This window comes from Deltaproteobacteria bacterium (assembly GCA_016183235.1).
GTDB lineage: Bacteria > UBA10199 > UBA10199 > DSSB01 > JACPFA01 > JACPFA01.
The window spans coordinates 16,283-32,909 of the sequence record JACPFA010000046.1 but is presented as its reverse complement, the minus strand read 5'-3'; the positions used below and the strand labels follow the sequence as shown (position 1 = coordinate 32,909).

At 43.4% G+C, this 16,627-nt stretch carries 12 protein-coding genes and 1 tRNA gene; 7 read left to right on the top strand and 6 right to left on the bottom strand.

The genetic code is table 11. From position 1 onward, the window contains the following. The 4 genes from HYU97_11665 to HYU97_11650 all read left to right on the top strand — a co-directional run bounded on the left by HYU97_11665 (position 1) and on the right by HYU97_11650 (position 2,679). Positions 1 to 1,179 carry a phosphoglycerate kinase gene (locus tag HYU97_11665; GenBank protein MBI2337405.1) on the top strand — a complete coding sequence of 393 codons (1,179 nt, stop codon included), beginning with the start codon at positions 1 to 3 and terminating at the stop codon, positions 1,177 to 1,179. Continuing rightward, a complete protein-coding gene (locus HYU97_11660; protein ID MBI2337404.1) occupies positions 1,176 to 1,928 on the top strand; it encodes a triose-phosphate isomerase in 753 nt (250 codons plus the stop codon). Before HYU97_11665 ends, HYU97_11660 begins: the two co-directional genes overlap by 4 nt. Before the next feature lie 203 nt (positions 1,929 to 2,131). Then, entirely contained in the window at positions 2,132 to 2,449 is a 318-nt protein-coding gene (gene secG, locus HYU97_11655) for a preprotein translocase subunit SecG (protein ID MBI2337403.1), read from the top strand. 149 nt (positions 2,450 to 2,598) lie between these two features. Further along, a tRNA-Leu gene (locus HYU97_11650) sits at positions 2,599 to 2,679 on the top strand. Positions 2,680 to 2,681: 2 nt separating this feature from the next. On the opposite strand, the gene HYU97_11645 is transcribed toward HYU97_11650, so the two are convergent. Genes HYU97_11645 through ileS form a run of 4 tightly spaced genes read right to left on the bottom strand, consistent with a single transcriptional unit; the run spans position 2,682 to position 7,523 of the window. Then, on the bottom strand, positions 2,682 to 3,389 hold the full coding sequence (locus HYU97_11645; protein MBI2337402.1) for a CPBP family intramembrane metalloprotease: 708 nt from the start codon (positions 3,387 to 3,389) through the stop codon (positions 2,682 to 2,684). After that, positions 3,362 to 4,144 carry a prolipoprotein diacylglyceryl transferase gene (locus tag HYU97_11640; protein ID MBI2337401.1) on the bottom strand — a complete coding sequence of 261 codons (783 nt, stop codon included), beginning with the start codon at positions 4,142 to 4,144 and terminating at the stop codon, positions 3,362 to 3,364. The genes HYU97_11645 and HYU97_11640 overlap by 28 nt, the downstream gene beginning before the upstream one ends. Beyond that, positions 4,141 to 4,656, bottom strand: coding sequence for a signal peptidase II (gene lspA, locus HYU97_11635; GenBank protein ID MBI2337400.1), 516 nt, complete (start codon positions 4,654 to 4,656; stop codon positions 4,141 to 4,143). Before lspA ends, HYU97_11640 begins: the two co-directional genes overlap by 4 nt. A gap of 59 nt (positions 4,657 to 4,715) precedes the next feature. Further along, positions 4,716 to 7,523: an isoleucine--tRNA ligase gene (gene ileS, locus HYU97_11630; GenBank protein ID MBI2337399.1), complete on the bottom strand. Its 2,808-nt coding sequence runs from the start codon at positions 7,521 to 7,523 to the stop codon at positions 4,716 to 4,718. A gap of 87 nt (positions 7,524 to 7,610) precedes the next feature. Here ileS and HYU97_11625 point away from each other — a divergent pair, with 87 nt between their 5' ends. The 3 genes from HYU97_11625 to HYU97_11615 all read left to right on the top strand — a co-directional run bounded on the left by HYU97_11625 (position 7,611) and on the right by HYU97_11615 (position 9,993). Next, positions 7,611 to 8,468, top strand: coding sequence for a UTP--glucose-1-phosphate uridylyltransferase (locus HYU97_11625; protein ID MBI2337398.1), 858 nt, complete (start codon positions 7,611 to 7,613; stop codon positions 8,466 to 8,468). Beyond that, positions 8,465 to 9,253, top strand: coding sequence for a prohibitin family protein (locus tag HYU97_11620; protein ID MBI2337397.1), 789 nt, complete (start codon positions 8,465 to 8,467; stop codon positions 9,251 to 9,253). Before HYU97_11625 ends, HYU97_11620 begins: the two co-directional genes overlap by 4 nt. Before the next feature lie 116 nt (positions 9,254 to 9,369). Further along, on the top strand, positions 9,370 to 9,993 hold the full coding sequence (locus HYU97_11615) for a DUF3047 domain-containing protein (GenBank protein MBI2337396.1): 624 nt from the start codon (positions 9,370 to 9,372) through the stop codon (positions 9,991 to 9,993). 105 nt (positions 9,994 to 10,098) lie between these two features. Here HYU97_11615 and HYU97_11610 read toward each other — a convergent pair whose 3' ends face one another. Beyond that, the gene (locus tag HYU97_11610; GenBank protein ID MBI2337395.1) at positions 10,099 to 13,803 is read right to left on the bottom strand and encodes a hypothetical protein; all 3,705 of its coding nucleotides are present in this window, start codon (positions 13,801 to 13,803) and stop codon (positions 10,099 to 10,101) included. Beyond that, complete coding sequence (locus HYU97_11605) at positions 13,804 to 16,314, bottom strand: hypothetical protein (GenBank protein MBI2337394.1); 2,511 nt, start codon at positions 16,312 to 16,314, stop codon at positions 13,804 to 13,806. Positions 16,315 to 16,627: the final 313 nt, after the last annotated feature.

Below are 16,627 nucleotides of genomic sequence, written 5' to 3'. Positions count from 1 at the left end.
ATGAAATTCATTGATGAGATAGAATTAAAAGACAAAAGAGTTTTTATGAGGGTGGATTTTAATTGTCCGCTCGATGCCCAAAATCAAATTACCGATGACACTCGCATTCGTAGGGCCCTTCCCACTTTACAATATGCTTTAGAAAAAAGTGCCAAAGTCATTTTGGCTTCGCATTTAGGGCGGCCCAAAGGGGTGCGTAACCTTCATTATAGTTTGTTGCCGGTGGCCGAGCGTTTGGCTGAGCTTACCAACCACGAAGTGCTGTTGGCTGAAGACTGTATTGGCGATGGGGTTAAGAAATTAGTGTTAGATTTAAAAGATGGGCAAATTCTCATGCTAGAGAATTTGCGGTTTCATTCTGAAGAAGAAAAAAACGACGATCAATTTTCCGAAAAATTGACGGCGTTAGCCGATGTTTATATTAATGAGGCCTTTGGTAGCTTGCATCGTGCCCATGCCTCGACGGTGGGAATGGTCCGACTTGTAAAAGAATATGGCGCCGGTTTTTTAGTGAAAAAGGAAATAGAATATTTAAGTCGCTTAGTCAAAGACCCAGAGAGGCCTTTTCTTGCTATTTTGGGGGGTGCCAAGGTTTCTGACAAGATCGGGGTGATTGAAAATTTGCTCAATCTAGTCGATGGCCTTTTAATTGGTGGGGCCATGGCCTTTACCTTTTTGAAATCGCAAGGCTATAAAGTTGGTAATTCGTTGGTGGAAGAGGAGCAGCTCAAAGTGGTCGATAAAATATGGAATCGAGCCAAGACCAAGGGTATCAGTCTCCATTTACCTCAAGATCACGTGATGGCAGCAGCCCTAGAATTACCTGAAACCAAAAAATTGAGTCTCGATCGCAACATTCAAGAAGGCTATCGTGCCTTTGATATTGGGCCCAAAACCATTGCTTTATTTAGTCAAGAAATTGCCAAGGCAAACACCATTTTATGGAACGGCCCCATGGGAGTTTTTGAAAAGAGCACCTATGCCCAAGGCACCTTGCAAGTAGCTCAAGCGGTGGGAGATAATCCAGGTTTAAAGGTGGTGGCGGGGGGTGATTCGGTGGCAGCCATTAATCAATTAGGGCTGCAAGATAAAATTTCGCATCTTTCCACCGGCGGTGGTGCAACTTTAGAATTTTTAGAGGGGAAAGTTTTACCCGGCATAAAGGCGTTAGAGGCATGAAAGCAATACCCTTGGTCATTGGTAATTGGAAGATGAACAAAACCATTGCAGAGGCTTCTGTGTTGGTTAAATCGATTTTAGCGCTGGGGCCAAATTTTAAAGATTGTGAAGCTGCTGTGGCCCCGCCGGCCACCGCCCTTTTTTCGGTGGGTGAGCTTTTAAAAGGCAGCCAACTAAGGTTATGTGCGCAGAATGTTTTTTACAAAGAAAGCGGCGCTTATACCGGTGAGCTTTCGCCTTTGTTTTTACAAGAGGTGGGTTGCCAATATGTATTGATAGGTCATTCCGAGCGGCGCCAATATTTTGGTGAAACCGATCAAGACGTGGCCAAAAAATTACACGCAGCTTTAGCTCATCACTTGACCCCGGTGGTTTGTGTAGGAGAAACTTTGCAACAGCGCAACGAAGGGTTGACCGTTGAGGTTGTTACAGCTCAAATTAAAAAGGCCTTTGAGGCTTGTTCGGCGGTACAAATGGAAAAGATTGTTATTGCCTACGAACCCATTTGGGCTATTGGCACTGGAGTTAATGCCACTCCTCTCCAGGCCGAAGAGGTTCATCAAGTGGTTCGCGAAAGTTTGGCTGACCAATTTGACAAAATTTTGGCCTCTAAGCTTCGAATTCTTTATGGTGGATCTGTGAAAGCGACTAATGCTAAGGAGCTCAAAGCACAACCCAATGTTAATGGTTTATTGGTGGGTGGGGCTTCCCTGGATGCTCAAGAATTTGTAGCCATCATGAGGGCGTAATAACTAAGGAGACCGTAGTCTACTATACATCTGACTTCGGCTCATGGCCTGCGACTGCGTCAGATTTCACAAAAAATTCATCAACGTAGCTTAGGCTACGCCTCCGAATTTTTTGCTCATCTTCCTTGTCTCGGCTCATGATCCTGTGTCATATGTACAGTAGACTACGGTCTCCTTAGTAACAAAAAAATTTAGGTGAAGATATGGAATTTCAAACCTTAGTGATTAGTATTCATTACATTGTTTGCGTGCTGCTCGTCATTGTTATTTTGTTACAAGCCGGGCGCGGCGCTGACGCAGGCGCAGCCTTTGGGGCAGGGAGTTCAGGCACGGTCTTTGGTCCGCGGGGCGCGGCAACGTTTTTATCGAAACTAACCACCGGTTTGGCGATTACGTTTCTTTTGACTTCGTTATTTTTAGTCAGTTTTTCTAAAAAACAGGGTCCATCGGTCATTAAACCAGGTTTAGACGCTACAGAAACACAGCCAGAAACCCAACCTGAAACTAAACCCAGTAAGTAGTTTTTAAAGAGGAGTTTTTTCTTGTCAATTCTTAAAAAGCTCCAGATGCAAGGCAGGCCGACGAAGCCGACCGAGGCGTATACTGATATACGCCGCAGGGAGTGCTGAGGAGGACAACGCGGCAGATGGACTTTTTAAGAATTGACGTAGCCCGGATGGTGGAATGGTAGACACGCATGTTTGAGGTGCATGTAGGGAAACCTGTGGGAGTTCGATTCTCCCTCCGGGCACATTAACGATAATTCATTGCAACCCATAAACTGAACAGGTTGCTAGTGGCGTGAAACAGAACACTAGCCGTAATTGAACCGGTTTTTTCCCTCAGCCAACCAAAGACCAGCGAGGGGAAAAAGATCGAAAAATGCCACCATTGCACATAAATGAAACTGTGCGAGATGGCAAAGAGTAGCGAAGTGAGTACCAACCCCCATCCCACCTGGGCGCCTAAAAACCTAAAGGGCTTGCCAAAATATTCATTCAAAAAAGTTTGCATGTAGCTACGAAAAAAGAATTCTTCAGGCAGGGCTACAAAAAATAGTTGGTAGGGTATGGCGGTTAAAAATTCTTGCCATTCGTGAGTAGGGGCAAAATTTCTGGAAAATGTAACAAACCCAAAAAAAATAAAATTGAAAACCCCCTTTTGCAAAAGATGATTTAGCCCAAGCATAATCGGGAATATGACGATGGAAAATATAATGAATAATTTGAGCGAAGCAAAAAGTTGCCCAAGGGTTTTTTCAAAGAGTGGCAGAGGGGGTTTTAGTTTCCACGTGGCAACTAAAGGAACGTAAATTAAGATGGCACAATTAAGGATAGCTAAATTATTTCGGATAAAAGTGATGGTTTGCAAACGAAACAATAAATGGATCCCCAGCATGGTGAGGACCCAAATGATCAAAAGTGAAAAAATCTTTAGCGAAGTGGGAATTTTTTCTTGCATATAAAGTAGACTATACCTGCTGCGACAACGGTAATGATCGACATGATTTGGGCCGTTGAAATGGCATTGTCTAAATAGACGCCGCGTTCTGGGTCGCCACGCAAAAACTCAATGAGAAATCGCGACACTGCATAAAATAGTAAAAAAGAGGTGATGAGTTGCCCGCGGAAGGTTTGGCGTTTTTTGAGCCATACCAGAAATCCAAAATTAATTAGGGCAGCTGCCATAGAATAAAGTTGGGTTGGGTGTAGGGGGACGCCAGGGTATTTGCTGCCGGCATCACCGGTGTGAAATACCATCGACAAAAAGCTATCGGTGGGAGTCCCATAACAGCAGCCCGCTAGCAAGCAACCCAATCGCACAAAAAAATCTACAAAGGGGCAAGCATAGACAGCCAAGTGATCTAAGTAAGGTAGCGCGGCTGTTTTGCGAAAGGTTTTCAAATACAGAGTAAAAGCGACGCCTAACCCAATAAAGGCCCCATAAGAAACAAACCCGCCCCGCCAAATTTGGTAAATGTGAGAAGGATGTTGTAAATAATAACCAAACTCTTCTACAAAAACATGGAAGAGCCTGCCCCCAATGATCGCAGCGATGGTGCCTAAGATGCCCAGATCTAAAATGATAATTTGCGAAAGTTTATTACGTGGGGCCATGAGATAGGCGAAGCCAGTGGCGACCAAAGAGGCCATCATGAGCATGAAGGCAAAACTGGGGATGGAAAAGTTTTCGTGATAAAAAAGAAACGGTTTCATTTAGCTTTTTCTAACCTATACATTCTCCAAATTAACCACACGACTCCACAACTAATCGCAATGTCAGCTACATTAAACGCCGGCCACGTTAACTCAATGCGAAAATGTGAGCCCAACACTCTAAAATCAGCGATTTTATTGTACCAGTGAAAACTCAAAAAATCTACTACCGCCCCACGAAAAAAACGATCGATCATATTGCCAAGGGCACCCCCTAAAATAAAGGCAATCGGCGTGCGCAAGGTATGTTTGCCAAGGGGAGATTTTCGGTAGAAATGCATCAGCATGGCAAGGGCAATGGCTGAGATAATATAAAAAAGTATTTCTCGACTGCCATCGGGTAAATTAGCAAATATTCCAAAGGCAGCACCTTTATTGAAAACAAAAACGAGATCAAAAAAATTGGGGATAATCGTCCATTTTTCATTTAAGCCAATGCGTTGGACAATAAAATATTTAGTTAAATGGTCCAGCACGATGATGAGTGGAGAATAAATCAATAAGGTTTTCATATATCAATGCCCTCTCCCTGGCCCCTCTCCCACGAGGGGAGAGGGGACTCCATGAGGAATCATATCTCGATGGCCTTTACGCAACGGCTGCAAAGTTGGGGATGTTGAGTGCTTTTGCCCAAAGTAGTTGAACGTACCCAACAGCGCAAACATTTTTCACCTTCTGCGATGGTGACCTTAATTTTAAGTTCTGCAATTTCGGTGCTGGTGTAGGAGGGGTCGGGTAATTCGTAAACTAAGATAACCTGAGAAACAATAAAGATTTGCCCTAAAATCGATTCATATTTACGTAAAAACTTTAACCGCTCATCGTCTGCGGTTAGTCTTACTTGCGCCTCTAAAGAATGGCCAATGGTCTTTTCTTGCCGAGCAATTTCAAGGGCCTTCATCACCTCAGCGCGAATATTAATAAGCTTTGCAAATACCTCTTCAAGAGCAAGATCTTTCAGCGAGTCATCAGCCGAAGGGAGATTTTCAAGAAAAATAGAATCAAGTTTGTTGGCTTTGTTGAAGTGAGTGTAAATTTCTTCAGCCGTAAAAGATAGAATGGGCGCGACCAAGCGGCTGATGGCATGGGTTAAGTCATACAGGGTCGATTGAGCCGAGCGACGAGCGGCACTATTTTTAGGGCTAATATAAAGACGATCTTTTAAGATATCTAGATAAAAACTACTCAAGGTGTTGGTGCAAAAATTATTGATGGCATGATAAACAGAATGAAATTCAAAGTTTGTATAAGCATTGCGGCAATGGGAAATAAAATCTTGTAATTTATGCACGGCATAACGATCGAGTTCAGAACGTTCCGGCACTTTGACATAATGTTGATTAGCATCGAAATCAAAAAGATTACCCAAAAGATAACGCAGAGTATTTCGAAACTTGCGGTAGGATTCTACCGTGCGGTCAATAATTTCAGGAGAAAAACGGATGTCATTGCGATAATCCTCCGAGGCTGCCCACAATCGCAGAACATCAGCCCCCACCTTATTTAGAATTTTATCGGGAACGGTGTAATTTTGCGCCGATTTAGAATATTTTTTGCCAACTCCATCTACCACAAACCCATGCGTTAAGACTGAAAGATAGGGTGGGGTTCCGCGGCTGGCCATGGCCATGAGCAGCGAGCTATGAAACCAACCTCGATGTTGATCACTGCCTTCTAAATACATTTCGGCGGGGAATTTTAGGTTTTTTCTTCTTTCCAGCACTGCGGCAAACGAGACCCCTGAATCAAACCATACATCTAAAATATCGCCTTCTTTTTCAAACTTAGTCCCTTTGCAATGGGGACATTGAGTTTTAGGGGGCAGCAATTCGCCACTTGGTTTTTCAAACCAACAATCAGCCCCGTGTTGTTCAAATAAATCGGCAATGTGATACATGACTTTGGCGTCGATCAAACTTTGCCCGCAATCCACACATTTAAAGGTCATAAGGGGATTGCCCCAACTGCGCTGCCGGCTGATACACCAATCGGAGCGAGTTTCGATCATGCCATAAATGCGTTCTCGCCCCCAATGCGGGATCCATTTGACATGGCGAATGGCATCAAGCGTTTTTTCTCTCAATTCGTTAGTAGCCATGGAGATAAAATATTGGGGAGTCGATCGAAAAATGACCGGATTTTTACAACGCCAACAGTGAGGATAGCTATGAGTAATGGGCTCGTGTTGGAGAAGAGAGCCTTGTTTTTTTAACTCTTCGATGATGATTGCATTGGCGGCAAAGACAGATTTACCAATGACAGTGGGCAATTGTGCTTCGTCGGTAAAAATGCCATAATCATCGACCGGGTTTAAAACCGCCAGTTTGTTTTGCACCCCGACTTCATAATCTTCTTGCCCATGGCCTGGGGCAATATGCACGCAACCTGTGCCAGTCTCCAAAGTAACATGGTTTGAAAAAACCACTTTCACCTGGCGTGGTAAAAAAGGATGAGCTAAGTTTATACCGTGAAGTTTGGTGCCAGGGATTCGTTCGATGAGTTTGTCTTCTTTTTGCCCCACACTTTTACGAAAATTATCAAGTAAGCCTTCGGCAATGATATAAACTTCTTCTTGGAACTTAACCGCTACATAGGTGTAACCCCGATGCACGGCCACGGCTTGATTGGCAGGCAAGGTCCACGGCGTGGTTGTCCAAATGACCACACTGACGTTGGCATCTTGTAGGCGTGGATTGATGGAAGACAAATCATCGACTACTTTGAATTTCACAAAAATAGAAGGGGATTCGTGTTGGTCATATTCCACTTCGGCCTCCGCCAAGGCCGTGTGGCAATGGGTGCACCAGTGGATGGGTTTGGCACCTTTATAAACGTAACCTTTTTCAACCACGGTTGCGAGGAGGCGGGCAATGGTGGCTTCATAGGATCGATCCATGGTGACATAGGGATTGTCCCATTCTCCCAATATGCCCAAGCGTTTAAATTCAGTTCGTTGTGAATTAACAAAACCCATGGCGTATTCTCGGCAAGCCCTTCTCATTTCTAAAACCGAAGCTTGTTTTTTCTTGGCTTTAAATTCTTTATCGACCTGATGCTCGATGGGAAGGCCATGACAATCCCAACCCGGTACATATTCGCTCAAAAAACCTTCCATGTTTTTTGTTTTAACAATGATGTCTTTTAAGATTTTGTTTAAAATATGGCCAAAATGAATGGGGCCGTTGGCGTAAGGGGGGCCATCATGCAAAACAAAGGGGGGTCGCCCCTGGTTTTTTTGAATCACTTTTTCGTAAATTTTTTGTTGTTCCCATTTTTCTAAAATACCCGGCTCTTTTTGCGCAAGGCCTGCTTTCATGGGAAAGTCGGTCTGGGGAAGATTGAGCGTGGCCTTATAGTCAACGGTATTTGTTTCACTCATAGCAACGGCATTAAACATACCCTTCTGGGCGATGTCAAACCCTCAAATGCTTGACCTAGCGTTGAACTCCGGGCTAGGGGTAGACCCATGCCACCTTCGGTAAAAAAAGCGGTGATTCCTGCAGCAGGCTTGGGCACTCGGTTTTTTCCCATCACCAAGGCTGTACCTAAAGAACTTTTACTCGTTTATGATAAACCCAGCATCCAATGGATTATGGAAGAATTAATGGCGGCCGGGATTCGAGAGGTGATTTTTATTTTAAGCCCAGGCCGAGAAATGGTTTTTGATTATTTTCAAAAAGATCCTTTTTTAGAAAAAGAGCTTAAAGAAAAAGACAAGGCGCATTTGCTCAACAATTTTGAACGTATTTTAGATAAAATCCAGTTTACCAAAGTTTACCAAGAAAGACCATTAGGCTTAGGGCATGCTATTTTATGTGCCGAACCAGCGGTAGGGGATGAGCCTTTTATTGTGGTGTTGCCCGATGATTTGATTGATGGGCCTTATAATGTTTGCCTCGATTTTATCGAGGAATATCAAAAAAGTCATTGCAGTATGGTGGCGGTCGAAAAGGTCGATCGAGCGGTGATTCAAGATTATGGCATTGTTGATGCGGTCCCCTGCGGGGAACAATTGTTAAAGGTCAAGGGGCTCGTTGAAAAGCCTGATGCAAGGCATGCGCCTAGCAATTTAGGAATAGTAGGTCGTTATTTATTCACGCCTGAAATTTTTGGATATCTTGATAAAATTGCAAAAGGGAAATTAGGCGAAATTCAATTGACGGATGCAATGAGTGTCATGGCAGGGCAAGAAGGTTTGTTGGCCTATGAATTTGTTGGGAAGCGCTTAGACATTGGGAGTAGATCTCATTGGTGGTGGGCGAATCTTTATTTTGGATTGAAAGATGAAAAAGTGAAAACACGATTACGTAAGGAGATGTTATGAAAATTAAAATGAATCTAGGTTTTTTTATTTTTGGCGGGGTTTTGTTGCTAATTTTATTGCTTAAGTCGGCAGTGGTTATTCCGGCGGGTCATATTGGGGTGAAAAGTTTATTTGGGAGAATCAAACCTGAAATTCTTTATTCGGGGTTCCACATCGTGAATCCCGTTCTAACAATCTACAAAATGTCGACCCAAACTCAAAATTTAACCGAACAGTCCCAAGTGGCTTCTAAAGAAGGGCTGATCGTTGATTTAGATGTGACTTTATTGTTCAAGTTAAATCCGGTGCGAGCCCCCGAGATCATGCAAAATGTGGGTAGGGGTTATGTGGCAACCGTCGTTGAACCTGAAATTCGTTCGATGGTGCGGGGCGTAACCGCTTCTTTTGAGGCCAAGGCCCTTTATACCCAAGCGAGAGAAACGTTAACGGCTGAAATCTTAGATAAGTTAAAGCTTCGTTTAGAACAACGTGGGATTGTTGTTGAAGAGGTTTTACTGCGCAGCATTATTTTGCCCAAAATGATTTCAGAAGAAATTCAACGCAAACTTCAGGCCGAACAACAAGCTGAGGCACAAAAACATATCTTGCAAAAAGAACAGCTAGAACTTGAGATCAAAAAAGTTAAGGCGCAAGGCATTATGGAGTTATCCAAGGGCTTAACTGAGACTTATCTAAAATGGGAGGGGATTCAGGCGACCAGCAAATTAGCCGATAGCGCTAATACCAAGGTTATTGTGATTGGCAGTGGGAGTAATGGATTGCCGCTAATTCTCAATGGGAATTGACCACTTATGGATGCCGGATCAGGTCCGGCATGACGTCATCCCGGGCTTGCCCCGGGATCCACTATGGGCATGACGGGTACATAGCTATGCTAAAAATAAGCATTTTTTTTGTTACTGTGTTTTTTTCTTTCAATTTCATTGCCCAAGCCGAAACAAAAATCATCGAAGATTTTAATCGCTATTCCATCGATGCTTTCCCTAAGTGGGAGGCCTATCCTTTTCAAAAGGGCAAAGCCAAGTCCGTTTACAAAATAAAAGAAGAAGCGGCTAATCGCTATTTAGCAGCCCTTGATGACCAAGATCTTTCCGCTCCTATTTTTAAAAATTTTAATTGGGATTTGAATCAATACCCCTATCTAAAATTTCGTTGGCGGGCGCAAAAACTACCACCAGGAGCAAGTGAAACCAGCCGAGCCACTAACGACAGCGCTTGTGGCGTTTATGTTGGGTTTGGTAGCCGGTTTTCAGGTGTGGCCATGAAATATGTGTGGAGTTCGAGTGCGCCGGTTGGAAATATTTGGGAAAAAGACAAGGGTAAGTTTTATATTGTCGTTAAACAAACCGGGCCGGCTAGTTTGGGGAAATGGCAGAATGTTTCAGTTAATGTGGCCAAGGATTATCAAAAGATTTTTCAAAAACAGGACTTAAAGCAACCTTTTGGTGTTTCTGTGCTTACTGATGGAAATGCCGTTCATCAAACGGCAGCTTGTGATTATGATGATTTTAGGATTAGTGATTGATGTCATTGCGAGCCGAGCAAAGCTCGGCGTGGCAATCTCGAGTGGGCCAATCGAGATTGCGGAGCCTGCCCTGAGGCTTGGCGAAGGGTCTCCTCGCAATGACACTTATTTCTCAATTTCAGGTGGAGTGTAACTACCATGCGAATCAACCTGCCAGTTTCCACCACGTTCTTCCGTGGCATCTAAAAGGATGTGTCCATATACAGGCAAATCACCGGTTGAGATAAAACCACCTCTTCTAGGATTGATGATCAGTTCTGGAAATCCAACGATAAAATATTGAGCACGGAATTTATGATCTGGCACCTTGTTTTCGTGGAGTTTTAAAAGAAAATCATAAAAATGCACCTCGAACTTTTTTGGACCTGTTTTGTTGACCGTGGTGCGCCCAATTCTCAAAAAGTCACCTTGTTTTAGAGTAGGTTGTTCTTCGAGTGGTAGATGGGATATCAGTTTGTCAACTTTAGGCATTCTGGGAGTTGATTCATCAGAACCTCCAATGGCAGGCAAGAGGGCTCTTAAGCGTCCCCATATAAAGGTGTTACCCCATATCTCGGCGGTACCGCGAATGTTGGAGATTGTTAAAGCACCAAAGTCTAACCTATCAAGCGTGCCGGATTCTTCAGGTTTTTTTGCATGGAGGTAAGAAATAGTGCGGATATCGTCGATCGACAGATTGGCGGATGTAACAACCTCGGTTTTAACTAATTTAAGATGGGGTCTTTGCTTGATTTGTTCTTCAGTAAAAGGAGGCTTGTGTCTTAACGACGTTGCTCCAAATTTGCCTAAGACTTGTAGTTTGTCAGAAGTGCCCTCTTTTTTGGTTAGCACCCAGCCATCTTTATTGCGCGTAAACTTGGCGAACCCAAGTATTTGCACGTCTTGGATATCGGGTACTAATCTCATATCAGGGATACCAAACGATGTTTCACCAGCCTTCACTTGAGCTAAATGGAGATTAAGATCACCCTCTAGTATGCTTGTTTCAGGGCTAATATGGATGCTGGCATTACGAACAAAACTATCTTTGAGATCACTGGTTAAAAATTTGGATTGTGCAGCTAACCCCAGGTAGGGAAGGTTAAGATCTAAAGAGATATGTTCATTTTCAAAGTTGAAAGTTCCCGCGGAAATAGAATTTGTCGAATTTTTGGGGTCAATGGTTGAGATTTGGAAATTTCCGAACTCAGGTTTGTCCAGATGAACTTGAACATTTTCACCCCTAATATCAAATTTTGTAATGATTTTGTTTGAGCCTTCTTGCTTTTTAGAATCGAACAATAGGTTGCTAATAACCAATTTTCCACCCATCGTGAATTCGAAAGGATTCTTATGATTACGCGTAATTGAGAAACTTTTGGTAGTTCCAATAGAAGAAGCCTCGATATGGAGGGTTTCTTTGGTTTTGGAAAAAGTAATTCGATCAACAAAAGGATCTTCAACAGATATGGCCCCAAACTTTTCTGTTGTCGAGCTTAAACTACTAACCGTAACGCCCGTTACATCTCCAAGAATACTTTCGCCATTGAAATGAAGATTGATGTTTTTAATTTCTTCGTCTTGAGCGTCGGGGGTGCCTTTGATGTGTAATATAACTTCTCCACTTTGCGCATGGGTTAATTTGAGATCACCAGCTTTAATGCCTTGGAGGTTAAGAGTAACAGGAAAGATTTGATCTGGGCCAAAACCTTTTATTCCATCAATGGCAATAGACGCAATGGATACTCCAGATTTTGTTTCTAAAATGAAATTCCCAAATTTAAATTTTGAAGGACCTATTTTAAGGTTGCTAATATTAAAACTCTTCTCGTGGGTGAGTGGGTCTGAAAAGAGGACTATTTTGATGGGTTCACCCCCCATAATTTGAATATTTCCAAAATCACCGGAGGCTTTAATAAAATCTTTAATGGCAATTTTGATATACCCCGTTGCTTCCATAAGCCCTTTTAAAGACAAGGCCTTTAAGTTATGCAGCAGGGTCTCTTCAATTTGAAAACCACTCGTTTCGATGGCAACATCTTTGATTGTTAGTTGGGATGCTTGGAAATTCAGATGCTTAAGGTGAAAAATTTTTTCATTTAATCCGGGGTGAGTGTAAAACTTAAGTGATAAGGGTTCTGGCCCGCCTAAGGCAATACTTCCAAAGGCGCCACTTATTTTAATCAGCTGAGTGGTAAAATCTTCAATCGCTATTTCTGAATTTTTTAGGCCTTCGAGAGAGAAGTTGGTCAGTTTATCAATGAGCACTTTGCCTAAATGAAAACCAGGCGTTTGGATTTTGGTTTCTTTTATCGTTACCTCGCTGTTGCCTAGCCCAAAGTCTTGAAGGGTTAAGGTAGAACCATTTTTATTACGGGTAAATCTAAAATCGGTGATATAATTTTTTACCAATTGGACAAAGCCAATCGGCATTTTAATTTGGCGGTCGCGCATTTGTAATCTGACGTGATAAAGCGCCGCTTCTCCCATGCCCCATAATGGGTTGGGTTTTTCTAGAATGTGATCAGGGTTGTCGGGGTCGACGGGGTGTCTTAGTTTTAACCCTAATCTTTCTCGATCCGCATTTTCTGCTTCTAACGTGGGGTAGTGGTCGTCTTCATCGATATCGGGATGATAAAGTTTTTTTGGTAAAATTTTAAGGGCATTGAGCCGATCGGCTAATTCTTCGGCTACGGTTACATAGTAGTGGTCGCTTGGTTTACCATAGCCAACACGGTCGGTGTCTTCTTGATTGGGTAGATAATAGGGTGAACGTTGAAGATATTCGTTACGTCTCCCATCCCACATAAAAGAAAATAATTTGAATAGAGCTCCTAAATCGCGAGGTAAGGTGTTGCAGGGTACGTTGACGGCTTCAAACTCTTTACAGTCGGTTAGGCCAAAAGCTAGCAAAAAGGCGCCAAGGTAAAAGGGACGATCGCTAAGGATTTCACCTATCCCTACTTCTAGGCCGTGAACGAGGATGCCCAATAAAGGCACACCGCCTCCACCGCCTCGTAGGGTTGTTTTGTATCTTAATTCAAAGTGATTACTGGGGGGTGGCTCGACACTTTCACCAAATTCGGCAAATTGACCACCCCATGGTTTTTCAGTAAGCGTGCGTTGAATAGGATTGCACACCGGGGCGTTATAGTCTTCGTCTTGGGGGTCAACTGCATAAAATCCACAAATGGGAATTTCAACCGGTATGTCGTATTTTCGAACCGGTTGCATTTCTACCTTGTTAACGAGCTCATGTAGATTCTTTGGTGGTTTGTCGAAGGGCCTTTTGAAGATATTATAGTAACCAATAATCATGCTGCGATCAGTACCTTCTTCAGGTCTCACTTCTGCGTGCCAATTCCCAGTGGTTTCTGCTTTCCAGCGGGTGGACCTTTTGAGGGGTTTATTCTCGCTTTTGTAAGTGGGGTCATCTTCATATTTTACGACACGTGGTTTGTATTCAGGGTAGCGAAAGCCTTCCCTCTTTCCGTTGGCGGGTATCCCCCAAATATCGACATCGGCAGAATAAATGGCATCGACAAATTCAATAATGGCTGGTGTCCAGAGGGCCGCGGCATTTTTCTTAAGGGGTGGATTTGGTTCAGTAGGTGGAGTGAAAAGAGCAAGTTGAAGACGGGGAACCCAATTTTCTTGGTACGGGGCGCGGGGAGTTAAAAGATTTTCAAGTAAGGTTGGGTTGGTGATTAACTCAAACACTCGTGCATTAAGTTCTTGTAGTCCTGGAGGTGCAGGTTCATCTAGGTTCCAGGTGGAAAGTTTCCAGAGGGTTTTTAAAAGATCAAATCGTTCTAGAATAGGCGGCGGCATTTATTTGCCCCCCATGTTCCAAAGAAATTTTAAATAATCCGCTTCACGTGTTTCAACGCCGCGAGGAACCATGATGTACATATCTTCGTGGCGCATTCTGGCAGTACCATCAAATCCGACTTGAACCCCAAAAGGTGCCAGTGGGATGGTGTTGATATCGATGATAAGGAGATAAGCGCCTAAGAGGTAACCTTTTAAGACTTCTCTTGCTTTTTTGGAGTAGGTGAGTTCAAGATTTTGCGCTTCTTCAATGGGCATCCAAGTGTCTCCATTAACGAAAACTTCTGTCATTTTAGGAAACCCTGTGGTCCATTCTGCTAAGGGGGCTTCTGGGTAAGGTTTTCTGCCAAAATAAAAGGCTGTCCATTGGGCATTGCGCACAATAGGGGGGCCAACTTTTTTGAGGGTAGGGCCCAAGAGGTAGATATCGCCTTCGTTAGGGTCAAAACGAGGATCTTTAAAGTAAGGGTTGGGAACTTTAGTCCCCGCCTGGATTTTTACATATTCACCTTCCGGAGTTTTGAGATATTTTTGGTTGCCTACCAAGGCAATTTGGCAATCACCCACGAAATGATCCAGGCTATAAATAAGGTTGTTGCAGTCCCCGATCAGTCTGCCATCGATCCCAACTGCAAAGATTCGGCCACCTGATTTTTTTGGGAAAATGGGGAGATGAAAACCCTGCACGCTAAAAGGAAGGTCTAGACTCTGAAAAGAGACGGTCTCATTGCTTGAGTCCCAGGTGATTTGCAAGGGCCTTTGCGGGTCATTGAGCCGTAGATTAATCGGCCCACGTACTAGGCCGATGTCAGAACCTGCTTGGTTCGCCCATACATCAAATTCTTGAATCGTTACTGCGGCAGTATGTTCACCCAATTTTGCCTGGTTGATACGAACGCTGGTGCCAATATTATTGATATGCAAGTAGTCGCCAATGTTCAGTTGATCAATATTCCCTCGCAGATTAAAAATAGACTCGCTCTGGCCATTTTTGCCAAATCCAAGATAGATGCGGCCCCCGCTTTGCTCAAAGGCCTTTTCACCCGTGGGGGTTGTTTTAGAAAATGCAAAATCTAATTGATAATTATGAGCTGTGTTTGAATCAGAAGGGGCAACAAAGGGTTCATCAAAGGGGGGTAGCAGCGCGGTTTTAAGGTTCAAGGGCTTGACATCGAGTATTCCTTGCCAGGTGCCTGTGTTGGTCACATATTTCAAGTAGCCATTAAGGCGTAAACTCTCTAGGAGATGTTTGAAGTTGTATGAGCGGTAGGGGCCTGAAGTTTGGTTATAGATTCCCATCTTGTTGAGAAAGATTTTTTCTTTCCTATCAGGCCAGATAGGCAAATCGAGTCTTGTATAGAAATTGTTATTGTCATGGGGAGTGTTTGCTAAAAGGGTTAGGCTAAACCCTGGTTGATTGCCAGCTAACTTGCCTCCAAAGGGCGGCATATCGGTTAAGATCACATTAAGGTGTTCAAAAATGGGTGAGCCATCGGCCCTGGTGAGGTGGAGATCTTTTAATTGTAAATAAGTTTCTTGATGAATTAGGCTTGGCCCATCTTTTTCTAACACTAGAGTTGTGTGGATGAGGAGGGAACCGGTGAGATTCACCTTACCAAAGGGGGTGAGTAGATCTAAACTAAACCTGAGCGTACCATCAATAACTGGTTGAAAGGTAGGGTAGTAGCCATCAATCTTTATGCCCGGTGTAAAAGATAAAAAATGCTTTCCATCTTGAGAAAAAACCCATTCGAGTTTTTCTTCTGACCAAATATTTCCACCCAAAATGGCCAAGGTAGTAGCACCTTCATTATTTGTAGCATACACCATGGGTTCAATGGCCATGCTCAAGTTATGCAGCCAAATCTCGGGGCGGCTAAAATAATCTTCATATTCGGTATGCGGAAATGAAACTTCGACATCAAAACTCGTGTTTCCTACGGAAAGAATACGAGGGATATTGAACCGGTTCAAATCGTGAACTTCAATTTTTATGTGAGGGTTTTTAATAAGATCGCGTTTGAGATCAAGGGGTAGGGAGGCAGCATCATCAGCCCAGCAATCACTTACATAACCATCATCAGGGCTTGGTTTTTTTGAAGGGGCATTTTTGATCGCTTCAATAAGGTCGGCTAGGGTCCCTCCGTATAAGACCGCTTTGGCTACTTCCGGAAGTTTTTCAAGAGAGAAACATTTTAAGGTATCGCTAGGGCTATTTCCTAAGCATAGTTCGTGACGCTCAGGTCGATAGATATGTCCGCCACCTGCAGGCCCGACGAGTAATTGGTCAATGCCAGGATCATCAATACGATAGACCCCAGGGTGACCATAGTTGTACCAAGCTGGGCCGTCGATATAAACTCCGGGCATGGTGATAAGCGGGTTGGATGGGCTAAAATGATTATTGACAATGTCAATGCTACCAACGAAACGAGGTGTTCCGGGGAGATATCTTTTAAAACTGGCATTGAGTCCAAAGGCGCGTACCCCGCAGGAGAAATTTTTTTTCATTTCAGCTTCAAAAGAAACTCGAGCCGATGCAATGAAGTAATCAAGGGGAGGGTTTGGAGAAAAAGGTTGTTCCGGAGGCGGCGGTTCAGTGGTGACTATTTGCGCAAGCCAGTTCCCGATTGCTGTTATATAAGATGAAATTGCCAAGAAACTACCCTCGCCTCGATAAGCAGTTGATTTTTAATGCGTATCCCCTCTTTTTTTATCGGGGGTCTTGGTCTTAAGTTGTTTTTATTTAGAGCTTAATTTTTGAAACGAGGTAATGATCAATCTCATAACGCAATGCGTAATAAAATTCGTTAAAAAAACTTTT

What these genes read in the sequence shown, in the direction of transcription:
- HYU97_11665 (MBI2337405.1), top strand. Translation starts at nt 1, where the DNA reads ATGAAATTCATTGATGAGATAGAATTAAAAGACAAAAGAGTTTTTATG.
- HYU97_11660 (MBI2337404.1), top strand. Translation starts at nt 1,176, where the DNA reads ATGAAAGCAATACCCTTGGTCATTGGTAATTGGAAGATGAACAAAACC.
- secG (MBI2337403.1), top strand. Translation starts at nt 2,132, where the DNA reads ATGGAATTTCAAACCTTAGTGATTAGTATTCATTACATTGTTTGCGTG.
- HYU97_11645 (MBI2337402.1), bottom strand. Translation starts at nt 3,389, where the DNA reads ATGCAAGAAAAAATTCCCACTTCGCTAAAGATTTTTTCACTTTTGATC.
- HYU97_11640 (MBI2337401.1), bottom strand. Translation starts at nt 4,144, where the DNA reads ATGAAACCGTTTCTTTTTTATCACGAAAACTTTTCCATCCCCAGTTTT.
- lspA (MBI2337400.1), bottom strand. Translation starts at nt 4,656, where the DNA reads ATGAAAACCTTATTGATTTATTCTCCACTCATCATCGTGCTGGACCAT.
- ileS (MBI2337399.1), bottom strand. Translation starts at nt 7,523, where the DNA reads ATGAGTGAAACAAATACCGTTGACTATAAGGCCACGCTCAATCTTCCC.
- HYU97_11625 (MBI2337398.1), top strand. Translation starts at nt 7,611, where the DNA reads ATGCCACCTTCGGTAAAAAAAGCGGTGATTCCTGCAGCAGGCTTGGGC.
- HYU97_11620 (MBI2337397.1), top strand. Translation starts at nt 8,465, where the DNA reads ATGAAAATTAAAATGAATCTAGGTTTTTTTATTTTTGGCGGGGTTTTG.
- HYU97_11610 (MBI2337395.1), bottom strand. Translation starts at nt 13,803, where the DNA reads ATGCCGCCGCCTATTCTAGAACGATTTGATCTTTTAAAAACCCTCTGG.
- HYU97_11605 (MBI2337394.1), bottom strand. Translation starts at nt 16,314, where the DNA reads ATGAAAAAAAATTTCTCCTGCGGGGTACGCGCCTTTGGACTCAATGCC.